Raw genomic sequence first — 22,381 nt, forward strand, 5'->3', positions numbered from 1 at the left:
GTTCCCGCCGGCGCAGCCTGGGTGTCGTCGGCATGCTCCCTGCGTGCGGTCGTTCAAACCGTACGGTGCCGTCGATTCCGCATGTGAGGGAGTTGGCGGAAGTCGCGAGCCGCGAGTCCCAGCCTCATGTTCGTTCCGGAGCCACGAGGCCGCGCTGCGACACTCAAGCGGCGGATAGACGGGCCTATCTGCATTCCAGAGGACGACAGATCGTCCGCTCGTTGCGGCGGATCATCATGGCTCGACCACGGCATCGGCACGCGAACGACACGGGGAGTCACGCTGATGTTCCCGGCTTGCCGGGAGCAGACTCAGGCGTCGACCTTCTGGCGTCGGCAACGGCCTGTATCGCAGTGCCATAGCGACGACGTGACTTGCCGCTCCACCATCGCTGGAGCAGGTCGGCCTGCATGACTTCGACGAGCCGGGCCCGGGCCGCCTCAGCGTCGCCACGCGGCAGGGCGATGTAGAGGTTCACGCCGTCGTCTGTCGTGACGGGCGGAGCCTTCCATGCCATCTGCATCTGCTTGCCGGCTTCCCGTTTCGCAGCGACCACGAAGTCGTCATATGCGTCGGCGACACCCTCGCGTGCATGGAGTCGCAGGAGCGCCTGGTTTTGGTCGATCGACGTCTTAACGTCGGACAACTTGCTAGTGATGGCGAATCGCGTGCCGCTCTCGCCGTCCTTGCGCAGAATGCGATATGGGCCTTCGAGGTACTCGGCGACAGCGCCGAGCGCGTTGGCGTAGAGGGTGGCGAGGTTGTCTCTGCGGCCGTGGGCGGCGTTGACGAGCAGGGTGATGACGACGCTGGCGGCGGCGATGAGGGCGGCGGCGATGGTGACGAGGTTGGCGTAGGTGAAGTCACCGAGCCCATCGCTGGCTTCCGGGTTGTCGGATCCGCAGGGGGGTGTCGTGGTGCTGGCGACGAACGGTGTCGTTGTGCTGTTGGGGAGGGCGCTTGCGGCCGTGGACGGACTGGAAGTTGGCGACGTGTCGAGCGTTGTTGATGCGGCCGGTGGAGCAGTTGCGCTGGGTGCTGCGGTCGAGCTCGGTGAAACGGGGGCGCTTGTGATGAGGATGCACTGTGCCCCCGTGGCCGGTCCGAGGGGGCTTGTTGTGGTCATGCGGCGCGCACCTCGCACGGGATCGGGTGCGGTGCTTCGTCACCCAGCCACTCGCCTGTGGGCTGGCCAGGGCCTCCGAACCCGCCGGTGGAGCGCCAGTGGTCTTCGAAAAAGAGGTGGTTGCGCACGGTGTTGAGCAAAGTGACGAGGCCGTCGGTGTGCTGCCAGCGGCGTTCTTCGGGGTCCTTGGGGAACCACAGGCACAGGGAGTCGTCGTTGAAGCGGTGCTTGGAGAGTGCACCAGGGTCGGCAAGGACGTGTGGGTAGTCCATCGGCGGCAGGTCGTGGGTGCTGTAGTTGGGGTTCTCGTGGAACTCGATTCGGACCGGGACGGGGTCACGGCGCGCGGGCACGTCGATCCCGGCGTGCTGGATGACGAGGATCCGCTGACCGGTGCGGCGGGCGGCACCGTGGGTTGTCTGGTCGGCGAGGCTGATTGTGACTTGCCCGTGGTGCTCGACGAACGTGTCGAGGTCGGACAGCAGAGCGCGTTGGAACTTGATGCTGGTGCCGTACCAGGCGTTCGTGCCGCCGGGCCGGTGGACGTGGCCGCGATGGCGGGCGGAGTGTCCGCCAGCGCGGCGACGCCCACCGCCCTGGCTGCGGGCGCGGTCGGTTGTCATCCCTCACCCCAGGAACGGCTGTTGGACGCGCTCTGCCCGTGGTGCAGCCCGACGACAGGGGCAGCGACCGCGGCGCTGCCGGCCGTCTGGCCCGGGGTGGTGGTGTTGCCGCCGGTCGGCGTGCGGCTGTCGTTGATGTACTTGCGGGTGGTCTCGAGACGCACAGCGTCCAGGTCGGGGTACGGCAGCATTTCCTCGTCGTTGAAAAACTTGGCGAGTTGCTCGTGTGCGAGGACGAGGTAGCCGGCCTTCTCCAGGGCGAGGGCGTTGAATAGGCGTTCCCGGGACTTCTTGAGCCGATCCACGACTTCCGTGCGCGTCATCTTCTCGTTGATGGAGATGGGCTTCTCCGCAACGTGAGCGGGGTCCTCGGTCAGGCCCTTGGACAGGCTGGTGATGGCATGGTCGAACCAGGTGAGGATGCCCTGGGCGAGAGGGGTACGGCTGGTGAGTGCGTCAAGGGCGAGGGCCTTGATGTTCCAGGAGCACAGGGGTTTCTGGTTGCGGCGGTTGTAGTGCTTGGTCAGGCGGACCACGCGCGCGTAGGTGTAGTCGGTGGCCTTGTTGGCCGCACGCACGAGCCGGGTGTGTTCCTCGGGGTGCGAGCGGCTCCACGTCTGGTAGTTCGGGATGAACAAGCCCTCGTCCTCGGGGTTGTCGACGGCGATGATGACGTCAGCGGTGAAGTCGTCCTGTCCGTAAGTGACGGCCTTGGAGAACCGGACCAGGATGGAGCGCCGGCGGCCGCGCCATTCGACGCGCAGGCCGGGGAACTCCTCGCGGAGCGCCGCACGGATGGCATTCGCAGCACGCTCCTGCAGGTCCGAACAGCCCTTCTTGCCCGGGCCATGGGTGTACTTGGCCTCGGCGACAACTACGCCGAGGTCGATGTCAGTCAGCGGGTTGAGCGCGTCGCCGTGGGCGACGGACCCGTTCACATAGACGCGGCTGTCGCGGAACTCCTTCAGGAGCGCGGCGCCGATGAGGTCTCGCCGACGTCGGGCTTCATCGAGTTCGGCGTCGCTGACCTGGATGCGGCGGCGGGCCTGTTGGAGGAGTTCCTCGACGGTCGGCGGTCGGTGGAACGGACTGTGCTGGTTGTAGCCAGTGTTCTCGGTGTTCAGGATTGCCACGGTTTCTGTCCCTTTCATGTTCGGCTGGGGCCTTCGATGGGAACAGACGGGCTATCTCTCCGACTGGCTCAGTGACCCTGAAATATGAGCATGCCAGCGACCACCGACACTCAGCGTCGTCCAGATGCCGTACCAGGGCGGGTATGGCGGCGGGCCGACCTGAGCGGTTGCTATGTCGCCGCCTGCGGCGGCGTCAGGCGCAGTCGCCGCAGACGTCGCCGACGAAGAACGCCGCGGGCTTGACCATCCAGCACGACGTGCAGTTCTTCTCCGCGACGGTGGGGGCACAGTTGCACCTGCCGCAGTCGGTGCATGGTGGGACGCCGCATCGTGGGCATCGCGGCTCAAAGGTCACATAGGTCGCACCGCATCCGGGGTCAGCACACTCGTAGCTGCCGGGCCGCGGCCCGGTGTCGCGGCTAGGGAGCGTGAAGCCCTCCCAGGGGGCATGGTCTGTCACAGCGACGACGATTAGGTATTCGTCAGTTCGAGCGGTCTGGATGAAGAGCTCGTCGCCGGCGATGCCGTCGCGGTAGTAGAAGCGGCCTCGCCCTCGACTGTTGGCTGTCCGGAGCCCGCGCGCGACGACGTCGACGCCGGACTGGTCACTGCCCTTGCGCAACGGCGGCATCCCGTTGGCTGCTGCGAAGAAGACGCTTCCGTCGTCCTTGAGGAGGAGCACATGACCGGGCGCGGGAAGGCGCTGGGACGCACGGACACAGGCTGCTGACCGTGACGCACCGGTGCGTTCGAAGAGCGCGACGACGTCGGAGGCGGTTGGTCCCTTGGCGTCGATGATGGACTCAACACTCTGGTCGGGCAGGAGTACCTCGGCCGCGAAGGCATCACAAGCCAGATCCTCGAACATGTCTAGGGATTGTTGGTCCCAAACCACCGCCGCGAGGTTGATGTCGGTGCGTTGCAGGTGGTGTCCGAGCTCGTGAAGGGCGGTAAACGCCCGGCGGCCAGAACTGGCTGCATGGGCGACCTGAATGATCGGGAGTGCTGATGGATCCGTGCCGTCCAGGTATGCGCCAGCCACACTGCATCCGACGTCTGTGGCCCCTGGATCGTCGATCGCTAGGCCGGACGTTGTCGCCGGCTGAGGAACGAGTCGGAAATCGACTTCATCCCAATCCTCGAGTACGTGGCACGGGTCTACCGCTAGACTGCTGAACTTGCTGCCGAGTCGGTCGCGGGCGACGGCGACCACGCGATGTGCCTGCTTGTTGACGAGGTCACGCGGTGGCTTCGGGTTCCGCGCAGTCGGGGGAACGCTCATTGGGTAGAACCTCGGTCGTGGGTGTCCAGGATGGCGTCGAAGTAGGCACTGGCTCGACCCGCCCAGCTGGTTGCGGTGGCGCGTGTGTGTTCACGGGCTGCTAGGGCGTATACCCCGTACGCGGCGCTTCTCCATGCCGTCAGTTCGTCCTGTTTGCGTTGTTGCGCCACGCGATCCACGAGAGCGCGGACGCGAGGCTGGTCCATGGCCGTGATGAGTTCGGCAGGGAGTGGCGAACTCGCTGCCAGGAGCGTTTCCGGGGCGACTGAAAGTATCGGAGCCAGCTTGTGGGCTTGGTCAGGCGTCAACCAACCCTGACCTCGACGAAGCTGCATCGCTGCGGGGATGGACCCGAGAGCTTCGGCGACATCACGGATGTCGGCGTTGGCCAGCATGCTGGCCAACGACGTTGCTCCGGCACGAACAGGAACCCACGACGCGCCTGCGAGTCGGTCCATGAGGTCCTGCAGGCGGGCGCGATGCCGGGAGCGGGGATCTGTGGGACCCCAGTTGCGCGTCCCGCGAGGAAAGGCTCCGGTTTCAGCGATCGTGCACTGGCCGAGTTTGGCCTCGAGGACACGGACCGGGACGTCGGCGGCATCGTTGACCCACACCGCAAGGTCGAAGCCGAGGTCATGCGCGGCGGCTGGCGCGAGAACCGCGCTGTCGTCTGGCTCGTCGCCGAAGCTGACAGGCGCTGCGCGAACAGACTTGGCTGGACCGCTCACTTCGGTGGAGCTATCGACGGCGATGATCATTACGGCTCCAGCGGCATCGTCCCAGCGCACTCGCCACACCTCACCAACACCGGGATCAGGCGTAGCGCCGCTTGCAGCGGCGCGCACCACGGCAAGGTTCGCTTCAAGAGCATGGCGCAGCGCCTGGTCGCGGTTGTCAGGCATCAGCGATCGGCTCCTTTCCTGTGCCCGAGGTGGCATTACGGGGACGCCTCCTGCATGTCCAGAAACGTCCTCCGGTAGACAGACGGGCTAACTCAAGTGCCGTCACAGTGATCCGATCCCTTCCGCGCCCACCGCTGGGTCGCTCTCCTGCTCCGAGTCAGCCCACCGAAGCAGGAGGAACACAACGGAGTCCTCTTGGCCCTCCGCAGTGGCGGAGCGGATCTTGTCCTTCGCACTGGCCGCCACTGCAGCACCTGCGCGCCTTCCGACTCCCAGGGCAGACGCAACAGCGCGGTCTCCTTGGCCCATATGTAGGACGGCGATGCGCTCGTCGTCATCCAACGTGGCCCAGACTGCCTCCGCGACCTGCTCCGGCGTTGGCCCGTCGTCATGCTCGTCGAGGACATCGACAACTGACGAGCGCGCGGAGACGTCAGTGAATCCTGGTGCCTCAGCATCGACTGCGTCGATGGGAACTGCAGGGACGCAAATCTGCACCACGCGAGCGACATCGGCGTCGCGCACCTGACCTCTGGCCTCGTCTAGTGCGGCTCGGCTGACAGAGACGATTGCGCACTTCGTTGGCCGCGGTGTCGGCCCGCTAGTGTTCCAGCGAGTGGCAACGACGCCTCGGACCTTGCTCGCCGCAGCGATGAGTTCTTCCACGTCGCCTTGCCAGACGATCTGCGGCCAGCTGGTAAGTCGCCACGAGTCATACGGGACGGTGTGGTGGGCGAAGTCGTCCTCGGAACCAAGGATGGTTCGAAGTCGAGCGATAAGTTTCCCGCGCTCAGTCTCCCGGGCCTGGTCGCGCAGTACGTTCTTGAAGACCTTCAGCAGGTAGCGCTCGAGCTCGGCGTCAGCGGTCGTCGAAACGACGGCTGCTGCGACGAACGAGCCCTTCCGGACGAACGTGTCGGAGATCAGGTCCAGAACGGCGTCCGCGGTCCAACCCGTGTGTCCAACAGGGGGTGGGTACTGGCGGCCGACCGCTTGTCGTGCCAGACGTGTCAGTAGGGCGAGGGTCTCCTTTTCCTCACCCGCACGGACTGCCGCATGTTCGTGCATCGTGCTCTCCTCCACAGTCACCCTAGGGCCAATCGCCTCGTCAGGGGTTGGCTTTCGCAGAGGTCGACTCGGCACTGGCAGCAGCGACGGCGATGGGCCACATCAGCCGGACAATTTGTGAGCTGAGACCGGAAGACACTCGGCATAGACGCCGCAGATGCTCCGGTAGGTCCCGACCGGTGCGCCAGGCCCAGCGGTGCTGCTCGGCCACGAGGCTGCAAACGTGGCGCGTCATACTGGGCGGTTTGACGCAACCGGAGGCCGCCCGCGCTTTGACCGTGATCCCCAAGTTGGGCGATGGGGCACGCGGCTCTCCGGGTCTCGGCACGATTGACGTGACTATGAGGCTGGCGACGGCATGGAGGCGGCGGCGCGACGAACTGCTTGGAGCGCCATCCTGCTCAGCACCAGAGAGTGCAAGGGCCATCCTGGTCCACGCGACGGTCACGATTGGAGTGATTCGATGGACCTCTCTGAAGTACTGCTGACGTCGTTGCTGGGGCTTCTAACAGGGGCGGTCACTGCTTGGCTAGGGGCTCGGTGGACGTACCGCCGGAGGTTGCAGGAACTCAAGTTCCAAGCGGCGCACGAAACCAGGCGGGCGACATATGAGGCCACCTTGCAATGGATCCGAGCCGCGTCTTTGGCTTCCCGACTGGAGGCGGAGCGAGGTCGGCACGGAGGCACCGAGGAAGCCGTCTACGAGAACTGGCCGGAGCCCAGGCCCGAGCAATGGGACCTATACGTATCCGACCGGGTGAAGCACCTGCATCAGAGCTTCCTTTCGGCCGCCGGACGTGTGCACGCGACCGCAGGACGTCTTCGCGCGCAACGGGAAACCCTTGAGCTCTTCTCAAGTATCGATTCCCCTGACGCGACGGCCCTGGCGGAATTGACCACCGGTCGAGACTCGCTGGACACCGAGCTCACCGGGAGGTTGATAGAGCTCGACGATTCGCAATCGGCTCTGCTGAAGGCAATGAGGGAAGAAGTGATCGGCGACAACTAGGCTTCGATGCCGAGAACGGCCGAGCCGGCGCGCTCGGGGCGGCCGCATTCGCGCACCGCGAGCCCGAGCGGGTTAGCAGTACAGCGATCGTCGTGGTGCCCTAGCCGTCGAACGCCTCGATCAGCTCAGCTGGGGCGGCGGCCAGCCACGCATCGACCAAGAGGTCGCGGAGGTCACCCCGGTCTATGACGCTGAGCTCGATGAGCACGGCGGGATAGTTGTTGAAGTGCTCGATCGTGAAGACGCCGTCGATGCCGGCGGCGAGGACGCCTTCCTTCTCGTGCAGGTCGGCGGTGTTGACCGCGAGGATCGGAGGGGACGGCGGGGTCTGGTCGCCGAAGCGCTTGATGTCGGCCTTGCTGAACGGGCGTAGCCAGGCGATGCTCTTGCGGCGTACGGACCAGGTCGGGTGTCCGTGCCGTTCGCCCTCGGTGACCTCGGGCAGCTCGCCGATGATCCGGGCGAGGTCTTCGAGCGTTGCCATTCCTGGAGCGTAACCCCGGTGCTGCCAGATCGGGCCAGATCGACCGAGGCGGTCGGTAAGGTCGGTTCGTGACGTCGATGATCGACTCGATCGTGTCCCGGCTGCTGCGGACCCGGGCTGTCGTACGTGCGCCGATCTGGCTCTACCGTCACAACGCCGGGTGGCTCCTCGGGTCCCGGATGCTGATGCTCGAGCATGTCGGCCGCCGATCGGGCGTCGCACGGTACGTGTGCCTCGAGGTCGTCGAGAGGCCGAGCGCGGACGAGATCGTGGTGGTGAGCGGGTTCGGCACGGGTGCACAGTGGTACCAGAACCTCCTTGCCGAGCCTTCGTGCCGCGTCAGCATCGGGACACGAACCAGGGTCACGGCGCAGGCACGGTTGCTCTCCGGGGAGGAGTCGGCTGCCGCATTGGGTCGTTATCAGCAGGCACATCCCAAGGCGTGGCAGCGCCTGCGCGGCGCGATCGAGACGGCGGTCGGCCACGAGGTTGACGGACTGCCCATGGTGAACCTGAAGCTCATAGGAGACTGAGATGCGTCGCAAGTGGCTGTGGTTTATGAAGAACACGTTCAACCGGGTGACGATCCGGGTGGCCCGCTCGGGGCACGGTCCGTTCTCGCTCGTGCGTCACGTGGGACGGAAGTCGGGGAAGACGTACGAGACGCCGATCATGTTGGCGCGCGTGCCGGAAGGGTTCATCGCGGAGCTGACCTACGGCGAGGACGTCAACTGGTATCGCAACATCGTCGCCGCCGGGCACTGCGAGGTGTTCGTGGACGGGCAGTGGCATGAGGTATCCGCCATCGAGCCATTCCCGTCCGATGCCGGGCGCGACGCCTTCGGCTATCCGGCCAAGCTGGTGCTGCAGGTGCTTCACAAGGACGAGTTCAGGCTGCTGCGTACGGCCTGATCATGCCGGCCCACTGAGCTCACGCAGGTGGTTTCGGAACTCGGCGCCGTCGGCGGGGGAGCGGTACTCGAGCTCGTGGGCGACCTCGCTGGCGACGAGCAACAGGCTGGGCTGCGACCGGCGCTCGTGGTCGAGAGCGGCCTCGGCGAGTTCGAGCGCAGTGACAGGACTGCCGTCGCGCGCAGCGAGCACGGCCTTGGTCAGCTGTGCCTCGGCAAGTCGCATGGGGCTGATGACCGTGCCGTCCGGACGGGTGCTGGTGGCGATGACGGTGTCGGCCATGGCGTCGGCCATGCGTTCGCGGCCGTGCAGCGTGCGGTAGGCGTCCATGGCGTAGAAGGAGGCCTTGGTCGGGTCGACGTTGAAGTGGTTGCGTACGTTCGACGGCAGGTCGTTGCCGTCGAGAACCTCGCGGACTCGATCGAGGGCGACCTCGGTCTTGTGGCTGTCCTTCATCCGGGCGTACGCCTTGGCCTTCTGTGCGTGGAGCTGCGCCGCGACCGAGGCGTTGGGGGCGCAGCGGATGCCGGCGGCGGCGGCAGCAATGACGTTGGGCATGTCGCCTTGGGTGAGCGCCATCCAGGCGCGGATCTCCCACGTCCACGCGGCCATCACGTTGTCGCCCAGGTCGGCGGCGAAACCTTCGGCTGCGACGCGAGCCTGATGGGTGGCCTGCTCGTCGCCCTGGTCCCACATGAGGCATGCCCGAAGAAGCGACAACCAGCCGGTGAGGTGGATGACGCGCTCGTGGCCTGCGAGGGAGACCCGGCCTTCATGTACGAGAGAGGCGAGCTCCTTCAGCCAGTCGTCGACCTCGATGGTCAGCGAGCGGGCGTCCTGGGCCGAGTAGGCGGTGCACAGGCGCTCGACCTCGGCCTCGGCCTGTGCGAGATGGGCCTCGCCGACCTTCGGCATACGCAGCGCGGCGACCAGATCGGTGAACTCGGTCGGGCTCAACCGGTCCGGGACGTTCTGGTTCGCGAGCGGGCGTTGGGCGAAGAAGTCGGCGACCGGGAGGTCGAACATCGCGGCGATGGCTTGCTGGGTCTCGGGTGACGGGTTGGCGATCTCGCCGCGCCGGTAGCGCTTGAACGTCGCGAGCACGGAGTCGAGCTGGGTCTCTTCGTGGAAGGGCGACAGAGCGATGTAGTGCATCGCGGTCTCCCGGTTGCTCCAGCCCTTGGCGGCCTGAAGACGGACCAGCCTCTCGTACCACTGCTCAGCCATCCGGCCTCCCGGTGCGGTTCGGTGTTTCGTCGCGCGTGCCGAGGCGACAGGACGACTCGCACCAACCTAACAACGAATGCGGGGGACCGGGGGACCACTGGGATCAACGGCGATGCTCCCCGGCTGCTCTCTCCCTGTCCATGGGCGTCCGCGGCGATCGTGAGTGTGACAGGACTCGGACGAGAGGATCGCGATGAGCCAATACGCGCTCGCCACCGCAACCCGACCGGGCCGGCCTCGGGTGGTCCCGCGGTTGGCCGGCGCACGTGCACCACGCGACGAGATCCTCCATGCGGCGGCGGAGCTCTTCGTCAACCGCGGGTTCGCGGCGACCTCGACGCGGGACATCGCGGAGAAGGTGGGGATCAGGCAGGCGTCGCTGTACTACCACTTCGCGGGCAAGCCCGGGATCCTCGCCGAGCTCCTCGAGCTCTCGGTGCGGCCCAGTCTCGAGAAGGTCGAGAAGATCGAGCGGGATTGCCCGGCGGACGTCCCCGAGGCGGCGCTCTACCTGCTCGCGCTGATCGACGCGGACACGCTCGCGACGGTGCCGCACAACATCGGCCGGCTCTACCGGATGCCGGATGTCAGGAGCAGCGAGGTCTTCGGGGAGTTCGAGCCTGCGCTGCAAGAGCTGACTGCTGCGTACGGTCGGTTGGGTGCCCACATCGTCAGTGGCCCTGTTGCCGCCACCGTGAGCGTGGACCAGCTGGGTGGGTTGCTGGTCCAGGCGGTCGAGGTCGTGATCCGGATCCGCTCGCGCCGCGTCGAGGTCACACCTGCGCAGGCGCGAGCGATCGCGGCGACCTGTCTTCGGATCTGTGGCGTGCCCGAGGCGAGGATCGCTCGCGCGACGGGCACGGCTGACGACCTCTTGCTGCGGTTCGCCGAGGAGCGGCCGGCATAGCGGCACGCGTGAGGTGTGGGCACCTGCGGCGACCGCTGATGGTTGTGGCCGAGCCCGGCCAGGCCGGGCTCGGCGAAGGGATGTGGAGGTCACGCCATCTCGGGGACGTGCAGGTGGGCGTACGCGAGGTCGAACTCGTGCACGTCGACGATCTCGCTGCCCGTGTCGGTCGCGGCCCGGTTGCGCATGTCGTCGGCCGCCGAGCGGCTGGCTTCCATCGCGGCGCGGGACTCCCAGGCCGTGGTGGCGCAGCCGAGGCCGGAGGACCGGTTCATCAGCAGGCTGGCGCTGCAGAATCCATCGGTCTGCTCGAGCTCGGGAAGGATCCCGACCCGGAAGATCTCGGCCATGGCGTCGACGTCGCCCTGCAGCCAGCTGACTCGGGCGCACTCGCCGTGGTGGCTGCGGTGCATGACGAGGATCTCCCACTCGTCGATCTGCATGTCGCCGCCGAGGATGTCCTTCCCTCGATCGCGTAGCGCGCGAAGCTGCCCATCGCTGGCGTGCATGGTTGCCTCGTCTTCCCACGAGCTCGTGGCGATGCATCGCCCGGACTCGCGGTCGACCAGCATCGAGAGGCCGCGACAGCCCTCGATGCTGTCGAGCATGGGACCGGCCTCGTTCTTGACGAAGGCTATGCCCGCGTCGATGTTGCCGGGGCTCCCGTGAAACGTGGTGGAACGTGCGTACACAGCCCGCTCCTTTCTAGGACAGGGCAGTGCCCGACCGGCACCGCCGGTTCTTCCCTGTCTACCCCTCTGGGCGCAGCGACGCCATACCCAACCTCTGTGGTTCTCGGCCCTGCGACGGGTCGCGTCGATCGGTGTGACCAAGGACTTGTGGGGCGGGCACAAGGACCGTACGCCCCGCGGCCGGAGGTCGGCAGGCTGGTCGCGAGTCGTCCACCGGGTGCGGTCGTGCACCGTCAGCTTGCCCGGGCCACCAGCACCATCGCGGAGAGACCCCATGAACCACCGCACCGCCCGCCGCAAGGGCAAGGAGAACTACGCCAAGTTCCTCCTGGCTACGGCCCTCAACACCGTCCTCGGCGCTCTGTGCGTCACCTACGCCTACCTCAACAGCGCGACGTACTACGTCGGCTGAACCACACCGAGGAACGCCCCTGCGTTCGGAAGGAAGTGATGGAATTGAAACGGTGGAGCGAGCTGAGCAGTCGCCAGCAGGCAGCCGTTCTGGTTCTGGCCTCGATCCAGCTGTCGCTGGCTGTGACGGCGTGGACCGATCTGGCCGTTCGGAAACGGGAACTGGTCAACGGGAGCAAGGCCACGTGGGCTGCGGTCATCGCGGTGAACTTCGTGGGGCCGGTGATCTACTTCCTCCGGGGGCGGCGAGCGCCTCGTAGTCCTGGCGCCTGACGTGCTCAGGGGTTGGGGTCGAGGTGGGGGAAGTTGCGGTTGAGGGCCCAGTCGATCCGCATGCGCTGACTGCGGTCCATCTGAAGGCTGGGGATGCTCTCGGGGTAGAGCCACTCGACCTGGGTGCTCGCGGCCGACGGGGTGGGCTCGCCGGCGAGGTAGCGGCCGGCGTAGATGATGCTGAACTCCTGGCGCACCTCGCCGTTGGCGGTGTATTCGATGCGATGGCGGGGGTCGGTCCAGATCCCGACCAGGCCGGTCACCTCGATCGTGATGCCGGTCTCCTCGAGCGTCCCGCGGACGGCGCAGGCGGTGAGTGACTCGCCCGGATACATCGCCCCGCCCGGCATCGTCCAGTCGCCGGTGTCGTCGCGGCGGACCAGCAGCATCCGACCCGGGTCGTCGAGCACGAAGACGCCGGCGCTCGGCCTGATGGTGTTGACCTCGGGAGCCGAAGGATCGTTGTGCCAGTCGACCCGTCGGCCCGTGCTGCTCACCTCAGGGGAGCGAGGACGTGGCGGGTGTACGGATGCGTCTAATGTCGGCCGAGATCCCACGGCGGCGAGCATAGCGGAATCAACCGTGATCAAGCGCACAGAAGCAGGGCCATGCCCGCCACGAGTTCGACTCCGAAGTAAAACCAGATCGGGTAGAAGCGTACGGCCGAATCGAGCAGGCGCGAGACGAGTCGGCCACCCGCCATGCCGATCAGGGCGAGACCGACGGTGATGACGGCGCCGGACCGGATGCCGCCGACGTCGAGCGCGGCGGCGCCGAGGACGGCGGCCATGGCGATGCCGAAGCCGCCGTAGACCGCGCGGACCTCGGAGCGGGACTCCGGTGACTGCGCCGTGAGGCGGAACGGCGCGACGAGGGCGCCCGGGGAGATCAGCGCGTACGTCCCCATCCCCAGGAAGAAGACGCCGACGACGGCGATGGTCAGGCTGGCAACGGTGCTCACCGGGTGATCATGACGCGCATCGCGACCGGGGAACGTCAGCGCAGGTCGCGTGGCCGGAAAAACCTGGTTGCGATGGAAACCTCGGGGCCGGACGATGCTTACCGTGAAGAAGATCGAGCGGGCGGTCGTCGGTGCGGCGGCTGTCGCCACGAGAGTGACGGGATGAGCGCGCGGCTCCGTGCGCTCGCGCGGGAGAACGAGCATTTCATCGAGGCTGGCTTCTACCGGCGTACGGATGGCACGAAGGTGGTCATCGGCGACGCCGTCCGGGCGGCGCGGGCGGGGACCCGGATCTACGGACCGGAGCCGGTCGAGGTGCCGGTGATCGAGCCCGTGAAGACGCGGTTCGCGGTGACCGGCGGGAGCAGCCTGTGGGAGGCGCGGCGGCTGCTGGGCACGGTGGCGGTGCTGAACTTCGCCTCGGCGCGCAACCCCGGCGGCGGGTACGTCAACGGAGCCCAGGCACAGGAGGAGGCGCTGTGCCGGGCCTCGGCTCTCTACACCTGCCTGCTGGAGGCGCCCGCCTACTACGTGCATCATCGCGCCGTGCGGGACCCGTTCTACAGCGACCGGGTCATCCACTCGCCGGCCGTTCCGGTCTTTCGCGACGACCGCGGCCAGCTGCTCGACGAGCCGTTCGAGGTCGGCTTCCTGACCTCACCGGCGCCGAACGCAGGCGTCATCCGCAAGAAGGCCCCGGAGCGTATGGACGAGATCCCGGCCGTGCTCGCGGGCCGCGCGGCTCGGGTCCTGGAGGCCGCGGCGGCCAACGGGTATCGCAGCCTCGTCCTCGGTGCCTGGGGATGCGGCGTGTTCCAGAACGACCCGGCCATGGTGGCCGGATCGTTCCGGGACCTGCTCGGGCCGGGAGGCCGGTTCGAGGCGACGTTCGAGCAGGTGGTGTTCGGGATCCTCGACCGTACACCGGGATCGGTAGTCCGGCAGGCGTTCGAGGTTGCCTTCGCGGACCTCGCGTCATGATTGCGGGTGATGGCTCCGCAGGCTCGGGCAGCCGACTAGCTCGTGACGGCGCCGACCGCGGCTGACTGCACCGTACGTCGGTACTTGCCGAGCACGCCGCGACGATACTTCGGGGGAAGTGGCTCCCAGCCGACCGTGCGCCGCTCCAGCTCCTCGGGTTCGACCTCGACCTCGAGGGTGCGGTTGACGACGTCGAGGACGATGGGGTCGCCGTCGCGGACGAAGGCGATCGGGCCGGCGTCGACGGCCTCGGGGGCGATGTGGCCGACACAGAGGCCCGTGGTTCCTCCGGAGAACCGGCCGTCGGTGATCAGCAGGACGTCCTTCCCGAGACCAGCACCCTTGATGGCTCCCGTGATGGCGAGCATCTCCCGCATGCCCGGTCCGCCCTTCGGGCCCTCGTTCCGGATGACCACGACGTCGCCCGCGACGATGAGCCCCGCCTCCAGGGCGTCCATCGCGGCCCGCTCCCCGTCGAAGACCCGGGCGGTGCCGCGGAAGACGGTGTCGTCGAACCCGGCCGTCTTGACGACCGCACCCTCGGGCGCCAGCGAGCCCTTGAGGATGGTGAGACCACCAGTACGGTGGATCGGCCGCTCGAAGGAGTGGATCACCTCGTCGTCGAGCGAGGGCGGGCTCAGCTCCGCGAGGTTCTCCGCCATGGTCTTCCCGGTCACCGTGAGGCAGTCGCCGTGGAGCAGGCCCGCGTCCAGGAGCGCCTTCATCACGACCGGGATCCCGCCGATCCTGTCGACGTCGTTCATGACGTACTTGCCGTACGGCTTGAGGTCGGCAAGGTGGGGGACCTTGTCTCCGATCCGGGTGAAGTCGTCAAGAGTCAGCTCGACCTCAGCCTCGTTGGCGATGGCCAACAGGTGCAGCACGGCGTTGGTGGAGCCGCCGAGGGCCATCACGACGGCGATGGCGTTCTCGAAGGCCTCCTTGGTCATGATCTGGCGCGCGGTGATGCCCTTCCGCAGCAGCCCGACCACCGCCTCGCCCGAGCGGTGGGCGAAGCCGTCGCGACGCCGGTCCACCGCGGGGGGAGCGGCCGAGCCGGGCAACGACATGCCGATCGCCTCGGCGACAGCAGCCATCGTGTTGGCGGTGTACATGCCCCCGCAGGCGCCCTCACCGGGACAGATCGCCTTCTCGACGCGGGTGACCTCGTCGCGGCTCATCTTCCCCGCAAGGCAGGCCCCGACGGCTTCGAAGGCGTCGATGATCGTGACATCGCGACCGTCGAGCTGCCCGGGCATGATCGAGCCGGCGTAGAGGAAGACCGAGGCGAGATCGAGCCGGGCAGCCGCCATCAACATGCCGGGCAACGACTTGTCGCAGCCCGCGAGCAGCACGGAGGCGTCGAGCCGCTCGGCGCTCATCACGGTCTCGACCGAGTCGGCGATGATCTCGCGCGACACCAGCGAGAAGTGCATGCCCTCGTGGCCCATCGAGATCCCGTCGGAGACGGAGATGGTGCCGAACTCCAGCGGATAGCCGCCGGCCGCGTGGACGCCGTTCTTCACCGCCTTGGCGAGCCGGTCGAGGGACAGGTTGCACGGGGTGATCTCGTTCCACGACGACGCGACGCCGATCTGCGGCTTGGCGAAGTCGTCGTCTCCCATGCCGACGGCCCGCAACATGCCTCGGGCAGCGGTGGCCTCCAGGCCGTCGGTGACGGCGCGCGACCTGGGTTTGATGTCAGGTGTGTCGGGGCTGAGTGGGTTCACAGGTACGAGGCTAACCGTGTGGTGACCTCGACGAGGTCAAGCGAGCCGGGCTGTCTCGTCCTGCTCTCGAGTCACGTGTCCAGGCCGGTCGGCAGCGACTCGACGTACTCCTCGTTCGGCCCGAAGTCCGGGTCCGGGTGCACCTCGACGTGGGTCGGCGCGGCGGTGAGGTCGAGGACGGCGATCTGGTTGGCACCGGCCCGCCACAGGGGAGCGGGGGCGTAGAGGCGTCGCTGGGGGCCGCGACCCCACAAGCGGCCGAGCAGGGTGCCGTTGAGCCAGACGTACCGGTCGCCGTCGCCGGGGACGGCGAGCCAGCCGTCGGCGGGGGACTCGACCTCGAAGGTGGCACGGGGGAGACGGTCGAGGTCGTCCCAGCGGTCGAGGGGAGCGGGGTGGTGGTCCCAGCCGTGGACGAGCCGGCGGTCGACCTGGACGCCGCCGAGGATCCCCTTGTGCTCGCCGAGCAGCGGGCCGTAGTTGATCCGGCCGAGCGCCTCCACGACCAGGGTCAGCTCGGCGACCCGGCCGAGGCCTGAAAGGATGAGCACCGCAGGCTCGGCGTCGTCGCGCTCGAGCATGCCGAGCGGGTGCCCGTCGAGGAAGACGTACGCCCGGTCGTGCAGCCCGCGCACGGTGAGATGGAGGTCGTGGCCGGGGAGCGTGACCGAGGACCGGTACGTCACCAGGCCGGTGTCGATACCGAGCTCCTCGAAGCTCAGCGGTTGCGCAGCGCGGGTCGCCGGCGCGCCCGTCACCAAGGACAGCAGGTCCACGCCGGGTGACACCGGCGCGGAGGCAGACGCGTGACGCGGAGGCGTTGGCGGCAGCGCGGGCAGCTCGTCGACGGTGCGCCCGGTGGCCGGCGCCAGGATCTCGCGGTAGAGCCCGAACTTCTCCGAGACCCGGCCGTCCTCGCCGATCGGGGCGTCGGAGTCGTAACTGGTGACGGTGGGCTGGATGCGGCGGCCGTCGTGATTGGCGCCGGCCCAGAGCCCGAAGTTGGTGCCGCCGTGGGCCATGTAGACGCTGGCCGAGCCACCGAGGTCGATGATCTCGCGCAGCGTCCCGGCGGCGCTGGCGGGGGAGCGTACGTGGTGGTTCTCGCCCCAGTGGTCGAACCAGCCGTTCCAGAACTCTGCGCACAGGAACGGCTCGCCGGGCCGCCGCGACCGCAGCATCGCGTGGGCCTCCGTGGCGCGACTGCCGAAGGTCGCCGCGGCGAGGGTGCCCTCGACCATGCCGGTGTCGAGCATGACCTCGGTCGGGCCGTCAGCGGTGTAGAGCAGCTCGGTGACGCCGCGGTCGAGGAGCGCCTGCCGGAGCCAGGTCAGATGCGCGGCGTCGTCGCCGTAGGAGCCGTACTCGTTCTCCACCTGCACCGCCACGACCGGCCCGCCGTGGGCCGCCTGCAGCGGAACCAGGTGGGGGAGCAGGACGTCGAGCCAGCGCGAGACCGCGTCCTGGTAGACCGGGTCGGTGCTGCGCGGTGCCCGGGTGCGCGCGGTCAGCCACGACGGCAGCCCGCCGTTGGTCCACTCGGCGCAGATGTAGGGGCCGGGGCGGACGATCACGTCGAGCCCGAGATCGCCGGCGATGGTGACGAAGCGGGCCAGGTCGCGAGGCCCGGTGAAGCCCGCCGATCCCTCGTCGGGCTCGTGGAAGTTCCAGGCGACGTAGGTGTCGACGGTGTTGAACCCCGTGGCCGCGACCCGGCGCAGCCGGTCCTCCCACAGGTCCGGGTGGATGCGGAAGTAGTGGATTGATCCGGACGCGATCCGGTGGGGGACGCCGTGCTTCAGGAACTCGCCGTCGCGCCAGGTCAAGGTGGGGCTCACCCGACCGAGGTTATGACAACTTTTGCTCAGAACGTAGCCAATTCGCGCAAAACTCTGCATGATGGACGGACCTCGTCAGGCCCACCCCCACCATCGGGAGTCACGATGCCGAAGCGTTTCCCCACCGCCCTCCTCGCGTCCGTGACGGCCTTCGCCGGCGTGGTCGCCATCGCCCCGGAAAGCCATGCCGCCCCCGTGGGCGGGTTCACGTTGACCTCGCCCGTGCTGAGCGTCCAGGTGGCCGAGGACTTCCCGGCCGTCCTCGGCTACCTGCACACCGCCGGCGGTGAGATCGGCGGCGCGGCGGCCACGCCGACCGCCGTACGGATCAACGGCACGGCGCACACCGCGACCGTGGTCGGCACCCAGGTCGACGCCGACACCGCGACCTACCGGCTGACCTTCGCCGACCTACCCGGCGTCGAGCTCGACGCGAAGCTCGAGGTGGCCGGTGACGTCGTCACCTTCGCCGTCACCGAGGTCACCGACACCGCCGAGCACCAGGTCGGCACCCTCGACATCCCCGGACACGATCTCCTCTCGGTCAGCTCGGACCAGGCCGGCGCGACGGTGAGCACCGCCGTCGTGAGCGCCGACCGCACCAAGAACGGCGACACCCACACCGAGGTGACCGCGGACCTGGCCACGACCGAGAAGCCGGTCGGGTCGGCGTACGCCATCGTCGACACCGACCAGCTGGCCGCCGCCATCGAGACCAACTCGGTCTACGACCAGAGCGGCGGGGACGCGACCAACGAGCGCGGCCGGATCTGGCGCAGCGTGAGTGCCACCGACGACGGCCGCCGGGTCGGGCTGTGGAGCGGCCAGTGGACCTACCGCGCGGCCGGCTCGCCCTACACGGAGGATCTTCCGTGGGCGAAGGTCACCGTCACTCCTGACGCCAACGGCGACGAACGGGTCGACTGGCAGGACGGCGCGATCGCGCTGCGCGACATCCAGCGGCCGGTGAACGGCGCGGACGAGACGCCCGAGCGGGTGGTCACCCACATCCCGTTCAACTTCGCCAGCCAGGCGACGCATCCGTTCCTGCGTACGCTCGACGACGTCAAGCGGGTCTCGCTGGCCACCGACGGGCTTGGTCAGCTGGCGGTCCTGAAGGGCTACGGCTCCGAGGGCCACGACTCCGCGCACCCCGACTACGGCGGCAACTACAACACCCGGGCCGGTGGGCTCGAGGACCTCAACACACTGGCCCGTGAGGGCGAGAAGTGGGGCGCCGACTTCGGCGTCCACGTCAACGCGACCGAGGCCTATCCCGAGGCCAAGACGTTCGACGAGACCCTGGTCGAGGAGAGCAAGCCTGGCTGGGACTGGATCGACCAGTCCTACTACATCGACCAGCGCACCGACCTGGCGACGAAGAACATCGTCGACCGCTTCGCGCAGCTGCGCCGCGAGACGCACCAGAACCTCGACTTCCTCTACATCGACGTCTACTACTCCTACGGCTGGCTGCAGGAACGGCTCGCCCAGGAGCTGCGCGGGCAGGGCTGGAACATCGGCACCGAGTGGTCCTACCACTTCGAGGAGGACGCGCTCTGGTCCCACTGGGCGAACGACGAGTCCTACGGCGGGTCCACCAACAAGGGCCTGAACAGCCAGCTGATCCGGTTCGTACGCAACGGGCAGAAGGACACCTGGAACCCTCACAAGCTGCTCGGGCACACCGAGATCGTCGAGTTCGAGGGGTGGACCGGCGAGAACGACGTCGACGCCTTCTACGACAACATCTGGCGGACGAACCTGCCCACGAAGTATCTGCAGCGCAACCCGATCCTGCGCTGGAGCCCGGACGAGATCGTCCAGGACGGTGGCGTCCGGGTGGTCAACACCGGGACGACCGAGGCGACCCGGAAGGTCTACCAGGACGGCGATCTCGTCCTCGACGGCGACGCCTACCTGCTCCCGTGGCAGGACGACTCGAAGCTCTACCACCACAACACCGACGGCGGCCGGACCACCTGGAGCCTGACCGACGCGTGGAGCGGGAGCAGCCGGCTCAACGTCTACGAGCTCACCGAGCAGGGCCGGGTCGCGGCCGGCAGCGTGCCGGTCCGTTCCGGGAAGGTCACGCTCGATGCGAAGCCCGGAACCGCGTACGTCCTGACCAAGGCTCCCGCTGGCTCGCCCGCGCCGCAGTGGGGTCAGGGCAGCCACATCGCCGACCCCGGCTTCAACGCCGGCAACCTCGACGCGTGGCACCCGAGCGGCCCGGCCGCGACGGGACGCACCTCGACCGGGCAGCAGGTCGCCGTCCTCGGCGCCGGCGGGAAGGCCGCGATCAGCCAGCGACTGACCGGCCTGCGCAGCGGCCGCAACGCGCTGGGCGTCTGGGTCGAGGTCGAGCCCGGCCGGAGCCGGGCCACCACCGTCGCCGTCACCTCGGGCGGGAAGACCTACACCAACCGCGTCGAGCGCTCGACCGCGAAGAACCTGGTCGCCGCCGACGAGCTGCACAGCACCTACTTCCAGCGGGTCGAGGTGCCCTTCGACGCCGCCGGCGACGGCACCGCGACCGTCAAGATCTCCGCGGAGGCGGGCTCGGGTCGCGTCCGCCTGGATGACGTACGCGTCGTCGCGATCGACCGCGACCTGCCGGCCGCGCCGGGGGCGAAGGTCATCGTCGAGGAGGACTTCGAGGAGGTCGTCCAGGGCTGGTCGCCGTTCGTCAAGGGCACCTCGGGCGGCGTCACCGACCCGCGCACCCACCTGGCCGAGCGGCACGAGCCGTACACGCAGAGCGGCTGGAACGGGAAGGTCACCGACGACGTGATCAGCGGCGACTGGTCGCTCAAGTCGCACGCCGAGAACGGCGGCCTCGTCTACCGCACCGTCCCGCAGACCGTACGTCTCGAGCCCGGCCACCGCTACCGGGTCTCCTTCGACCACCAGACCGAGCGGGCCGACGACTACGAGTGGGTGACCGGCTACGACTCGGTCGCGAGCGGTGAGCCGCGCTCGGTCGAAGTCGCTGCCCGCCCGATCGGCAGGCAGGTGGAGACGGCCCGGTTCAGCGAGGAGTTCGTGGCCGGTGGCTGCGGTGACTACTGGGTCGGCCTGCGGACCGTGGACGACAACGGAGCCAACGGTGACATCAGCATCGACGACTTCACCGTCGAGGACCTCGGTGCGGCTGCCGACCTGCCCGCCTGCGCCACTCTCGCCGTCGACGCCGGCGACGAGAAGCTGCTCCCGGGCGCGACCGCCGAGGTCACCACCACGCTGACCAGCGACGAAGCGTCGGCGACCGGCGCCGGGTCGATCGGCCTCGACGTCCCCGACGGCTGGACGGCGGAGGCCACCACGCCGGCCGAGTTCGACTCGCTCGCTCCGGGCGAGAGCCACGCTGTGACCTGGAAGGTCACACCGCCGGCCGACGCGGCCGAGTCGAGCTATCCGCTCGACGCAGCCGCGACGTACGACATCGGGGGTGCGACGCGCACGGTGACCCGGTCGGCCACGGTGCAGACCGCGCCGCCCCCGCCGACCGCGGACACCTACGCCAGCGACCTCGGCTGGATCTCGGCCACCAACGGCTGGGGGCCGGTCGAGCGCGACACCAGCGTGGGGGAGAACGCCGCCGGCGACGGCGGTCCGATCACGCTGGCCGGCAAGGTCTACGCCAAGGGGCTGGGCGCGCACGCGGTCTCGAAGGTCCGTTACTACCTGGCCGGCAACTGCACCGGCTTCACCGCTGACGTGGGGGTGGACGACGTGCAGACCTCCCGGGGGTCGGTCAGGTTCTCCGTCGTCGCTGACGGGCAGACGGTCGCCGAGACCGGCACCCTCGGGCCGGCCAGCGCGACCGCGACCATCACCGCCGACCTCACCGGTGCCGACTTCGTCGACCTGGTGGTGGGCGATGCCGGTGACGGGAACGGCAACGACCACGCCGACTGGGCCGACGCGATGTTCCACTGCGGCTCCTGAGGCGCCGGAACTGCGTAGGCTGTCCGGGACCCAGGAAGGGGGCCCATGAGGCAACAGCGACTCAACCAGCTGCTCGAGCTGATCAGCGAGCACGGGCACGTCTCGATCGCAGAGGTGGAGAGCGCCCTCGGTGTCTCGGCGGCGACCGCCCGCCGCGACATCGGGCACCTCGCCGACCAGCGGCTGGTCACCCGGACACACGGCGGCGCCACGGCGCTCGGCTCGGCCTACGAGCTGCCCTTGCAGTACAAGATCGGCCGCCAGGCCGAGGCCAAGCGGGCGATCGCGGCCGCGGTCGCCGACCTGCTCGTGCCGGGCGAGACCGTGGCGCTCAACGGCGGGACGACGACCAGCGAGGTGGCCCGCTCGATCGGACGCCACCCCGACCTGGCCGAGGACGACAGCATCACGGTCGTCACCAACGCGCTCAACATCGCCTACGAGCTCTCGATCCGGCCCAACGTCAACATCGTGGTGACCGGCGGGGCCGCCCGCACCCAGTCCTACGAGCTGGTCGGCCCGCTGAGCGAGGGCGTGCTGTCGAAGATCCACATCGACACCGCGATCCTCGGCGTCGACGGCATCAGCACACGTGCCGGGCTCACCACGATCCACCCGGCCGAGGCCCAGATCAGTGCCGACTTCATCGCGGCCGCGCAGCGCACCATCGTCGTGGCCGACAGCACGAAGCTCGAGCACCCGACGTTCGCGCGCATCCGCGACCTCGACTGCGTCTCCATGCTCGTCACCGACCGTGCGGTGCCCGAGCCGCTCGCGAAGGCGCTGGCCGAGCACGGGACGGAGATCGTGATCGCGACTGAGCGAAAATGATCACTTGGGCACTGATGTTGACATAAACGATCACGCCGTT

Annotated in this window: 22 protein-coding genes; 9 read left to right on the forward strand and 13 right to left on the reverse strand. The window is 68.3% G+C overall.

Annotation, left to right across the window (positions count from 1 at the left end):
- Window positions 1-277: 277 nt before the first annotated feature.
- The 6 genes from ACFVDI_RS02465 to ACFVDI_RS02490 all read right to left on the reverse strand — a co-directional run bounded on the left by ACFVDI_RS02465 (window position 278) and on the right by ACFVDI_RS02490 (window position 6,134).
- Window positions 278-1,126: a hypothetical protein gene (locus ACFVDI_RS02465; protein WP_378899970.1), complete on the reverse strand. Its 849-nt coding sequence runs from the start codon at window positions 1,124-1,126 to the stop codon at window positions 278-280.
- Window positions 1,123-1,749 (reverse strand): hypothetical protein, encoded by a 627-nt coding sequence (locus ACFVDI_RS02470; RefSeq protein ID WP_378899973.1) that lies wholly within the window; start codon window positions 1,747-1,749, stop codon window positions 1,123-1,125. The genes ACFVDI_RS02465 and ACFVDI_RS02470 overlap by 4 nt, the downstream gene beginning before the upstream one ends.
- Window positions 1,746-2,882 (reverse strand): hypothetical protein, encoded by a 1,137-nt coding sequence (locus tag ACFVDI_RS02475; protein ID WP_378899976.1) that lies wholly within the window; start codon window positions 2,880-2,882, stop codon window positions 1,746-1,748. The genes ACFVDI_RS02470 and ACFVDI_RS02475 overlap by 4 nt, the downstream gene beginning before the upstream one ends.
- A 193-nt stretch (window positions 2,883-3,075) precedes the next feature.
- Window positions 3,076-4,164, reverse strand: a complete 1,089-nt coding sequence (locus tag ACFVDI_RS02480) for an ImmA/IrrE family metallo-endopeptidase (protein WP_378899979.1) — start codon at window positions 4,162-4,164, stop codon at window positions 3,076-3,078.
- Window positions 4,161-5,066, reverse strand: coding sequence for a hypothetical protein (locus tag ACFVDI_RS02485; RefSeq protein ID WP_378899982.1), 906 nt, complete (start codon window positions 5,064-5,066; stop codon window positions 4,161-4,163). The genes ACFVDI_RS02480 and ACFVDI_RS02485 overlap by 4 nt, the downstream gene beginning before the upstream one ends.
- A 102-nt stretch (window positions 5,067-5,168) precedes the next feature.
- Complete coding sequence (locus ACFVDI_RS02490; protein ID WP_378899985.1) at window positions 5,169-6,134, reverse strand: hypothetical protein; 966 nt, start codon at window positions 6,132-6,134, stop codon at window positions 5,169-5,171.
- A gap of 559 nt (window positions 6,135-6,693) precedes the next feature.
- Here ACFVDI_RS02490 and ACFVDI_RS02495 point away from each other — a divergent pair.
- Complete coding sequence (locus ACFVDI_RS02495) at window positions 6,694-7,143, forward strand: hypothetical protein (protein ID WP_378899987.1); 450 nt, start codon at window positions 6,694-6,696, stop codon at window positions 7,141-7,143.
- A gap of 100 nt (window positions 7,144-7,243) precedes the next feature.
- Here the strand turns inward: ACFVDI_RS02495 and ACFVDI_RS02500 are convergent, their stop codons facing one another.
- On the reverse strand, window positions 7,244-7,627 hold the full coding sequence (locus tag ACFVDI_RS02500; protein ID WP_378899990.1) for an MmcQ/YjbR family DNA-binding protein: 384 nt from the start codon (window positions 7,625-7,627) through the stop codon (window positions 7,244-7,246).
- A 77-nt stretch (window positions 7,628-7,704) separates the two neighbouring features.
- Here ACFVDI_RS02500 and ACFVDI_RS02505 point away from each other — a divergent pair, with 77 nt between their 5' ends.
- Window positions 7,705-8,160 carry a nitroreductase family deazaflavin-dependent oxidoreductase gene (locus tag ACFVDI_RS02505; RefSeq protein ID WP_378900438.1) on the forward strand — a complete coding sequence of 152 codons (456 nt, stop codon included), beginning with the start codon at window positions 7,705-7,707 and terminating at the stop codon, window positions 8,158-8,160.
- Window position 8,161: 1 nt separating this feature from the next.
- Window positions 8,162-8,539 (forward strand): nitroreductase family deazaflavin-dependent oxidoreductase, encoded by a 378-nt coding sequence (locus ACFVDI_RS02510; RefSeq protein WP_378899993.1) that lies wholly within the window; start codon window positions 8,162-8,164, stop codon window positions 8,537-8,539.
- Here the strand turns inward: ACFVDI_RS02510 and ACFVDI_RS02515 are convergent, their stop codons facing one another.
- The gene (locus ACFVDI_RS02515) at window positions 8,540-9,766 is read right to left on the reverse strand and encodes a hypothetical protein (protein ID WP_378899996.1); all 1,227 of its coding nucleotides are present in this window, start codon (window positions 9,764-9,766) and stop codon (window positions 8,540-8,542) included.
- Window positions 9,767-9,959: 193 nt separating this feature from the next.
- Between ACFVDI_RS02515 and ACFVDI_RS02520 the strand changes: the two genes are divergently transcribed.
- Complete coding sequence (locus tag ACFVDI_RS02520; RefSeq protein ID WP_378899999.1) at window positions 9,960-10,673, forward strand: TetR/AcrR family transcriptional regulator; 714 nt, start codon at window positions 9,960-9,962, stop codon at window positions 10,671-10,673.
- An 89-nt stretch (window positions 10,674-10,762) separates the two neighbouring features.
- Here ACFVDI_RS02520 and ACFVDI_RS02525 read toward each other — a convergent pair whose 3' ends face one another.
- Window positions 10,763-11,365 (reverse strand): hypothetical protein, encoded by a 603-nt coding sequence (locus ACFVDI_RS02525; protein ID WP_378900002.1) that lies wholly within the window; start codon window positions 11,363-11,365, stop codon window positions 10,763-10,765.
- Window positions 11,366-11,639: 274 nt separating this feature from the next.
- On the opposite strand from ACFVDI_RS02525, the gene ACFVDI_RS02530 reads away from it, so the two are divergent.
- On the forward strand, window positions 11,640-11,777 hold the full coding sequence (locus tag ACFVDI_RS02530) for a hypothetical protein (protein ID WP_328531243.1): 138 nt from the start codon (window positions 11,640-11,642) through the stop codon (window positions 11,775-11,777).
- A gap of 38 nt (window positions 11,778-11,815) precedes the next feature.
- A complete protein-coding gene (locus tag ACFVDI_RS02535; RefSeq protein ID WP_378900006.1) occupies window positions 11,816-12,049 on the forward strand; it encodes a PLDc N-terminal domain-containing protein in 234 nt (77 codons plus the stop codon).
- Between the two features lie 5 nt (window positions 12,050-12,054).
- Here the strand turns inward: ACFVDI_RS02535 and ACFVDI_RS02540 are convergent, their stop codons facing one another.
- Entirely contained in the window at window positions 12,055-12,546 is a 492-nt protein-coding gene (locus tag ACFVDI_RS02540; RefSeq protein WP_378900009.1) for an NUDIX hydrolase, read from the reverse strand.
- An 89-nt stretch (window positions 12,547-12,635) separates the two neighbouring features.
- Window positions 12,636-13,010, reverse strand: a complete 375-nt coding sequence (locus ACFVDI_RS02545; protein ID WP_378900011.1) for a DUF4345 family protein — start codon at window positions 13,008-13,010, stop codon at window positions 12,636-12,638.
- Window positions 13,011-13,172: 162 nt separating this feature from the next.
- On the opposite strand from ACFVDI_RS02545, the gene ACFVDI_RS02550 reads away from it, so the two are divergent.
- Complete coding sequence (locus ACFVDI_RS02550; protein WP_378900013.1) at window positions 13,173-13,991, forward strand: TIGR02452 family protein; 819 nt, start codon at window positions 13,173-13,175, stop codon at window positions 13,989-13,991.
- A gap of 35 nt (window positions 13,992-14,026) precedes the next feature.
- Here the strand turns inward: ACFVDI_RS02550 and ilvD are convergent, their stop codons facing one another.
- The gene (gene ilvD, locus ACFVDI_RS02555; protein ID WP_378900016.1) at window positions 14,027-15,721 is read right to left on the reverse strand and encodes a dihydroxy-acid dehydratase; all 1,695 of its coding nucleotides are present in this window, start codon (window positions 15,719-15,721) and stop codon (window positions 14,027-14,029) included.
- Window positions 15,722-15,792: 71 nt separating this feature from the next.
- A complete protein-coding gene (locus ACFVDI_RS02560) occupies window positions 15,793-17,559 on the reverse strand; it encodes a beta-galactosidase family protein (protein WP_378900019.1) in 1,767 nt (588 codons plus the stop codon).
- 105 nt (window positions 17,560-17,664) lie between these two features.
- On the opposite strand from ACFVDI_RS02560, the gene ACFVDI_RS02565 reads away from it, so the two are divergent.
- The gene (locus tag ACFVDI_RS02565) at window positions 17,665-21,510 is read left to right on the forward strand and encodes an endo-alpha-N-acetylgalactosaminidase family protein (protein WP_378900022.1); all 3,846 of its coding nucleotides are present in this window, start codon (window positions 17,665-17,667) and stop codon (window positions 21,508-21,510) included.
- Between the two features lie 45 nt (window positions 21,511-21,555).
- Window positions 21,556-22,341 (forward strand): DeoR/GlpR family DNA-binding transcription regulator, encoded by a 786-nt coding sequence (locus tag ACFVDI_RS02570; RefSeq protein WP_378900025.1) that lies wholly within the window; start codon window positions 21,556-21,558, stop codon window positions 22,339-22,341.
- Window positions 22,342-22,381 lie beyond the last annotated feature (40 nt).

Origin of the sequence: Nocardioides sp. NPDC057767, from assembly GCF_042798275.1 — a bacterium.
Taxonomy (GTDB): domain Bacteria; phylum Actinomycetota; class Actinomycetes; order Propionibacteriales; family Nocardioidaceae; genus Nocardioides.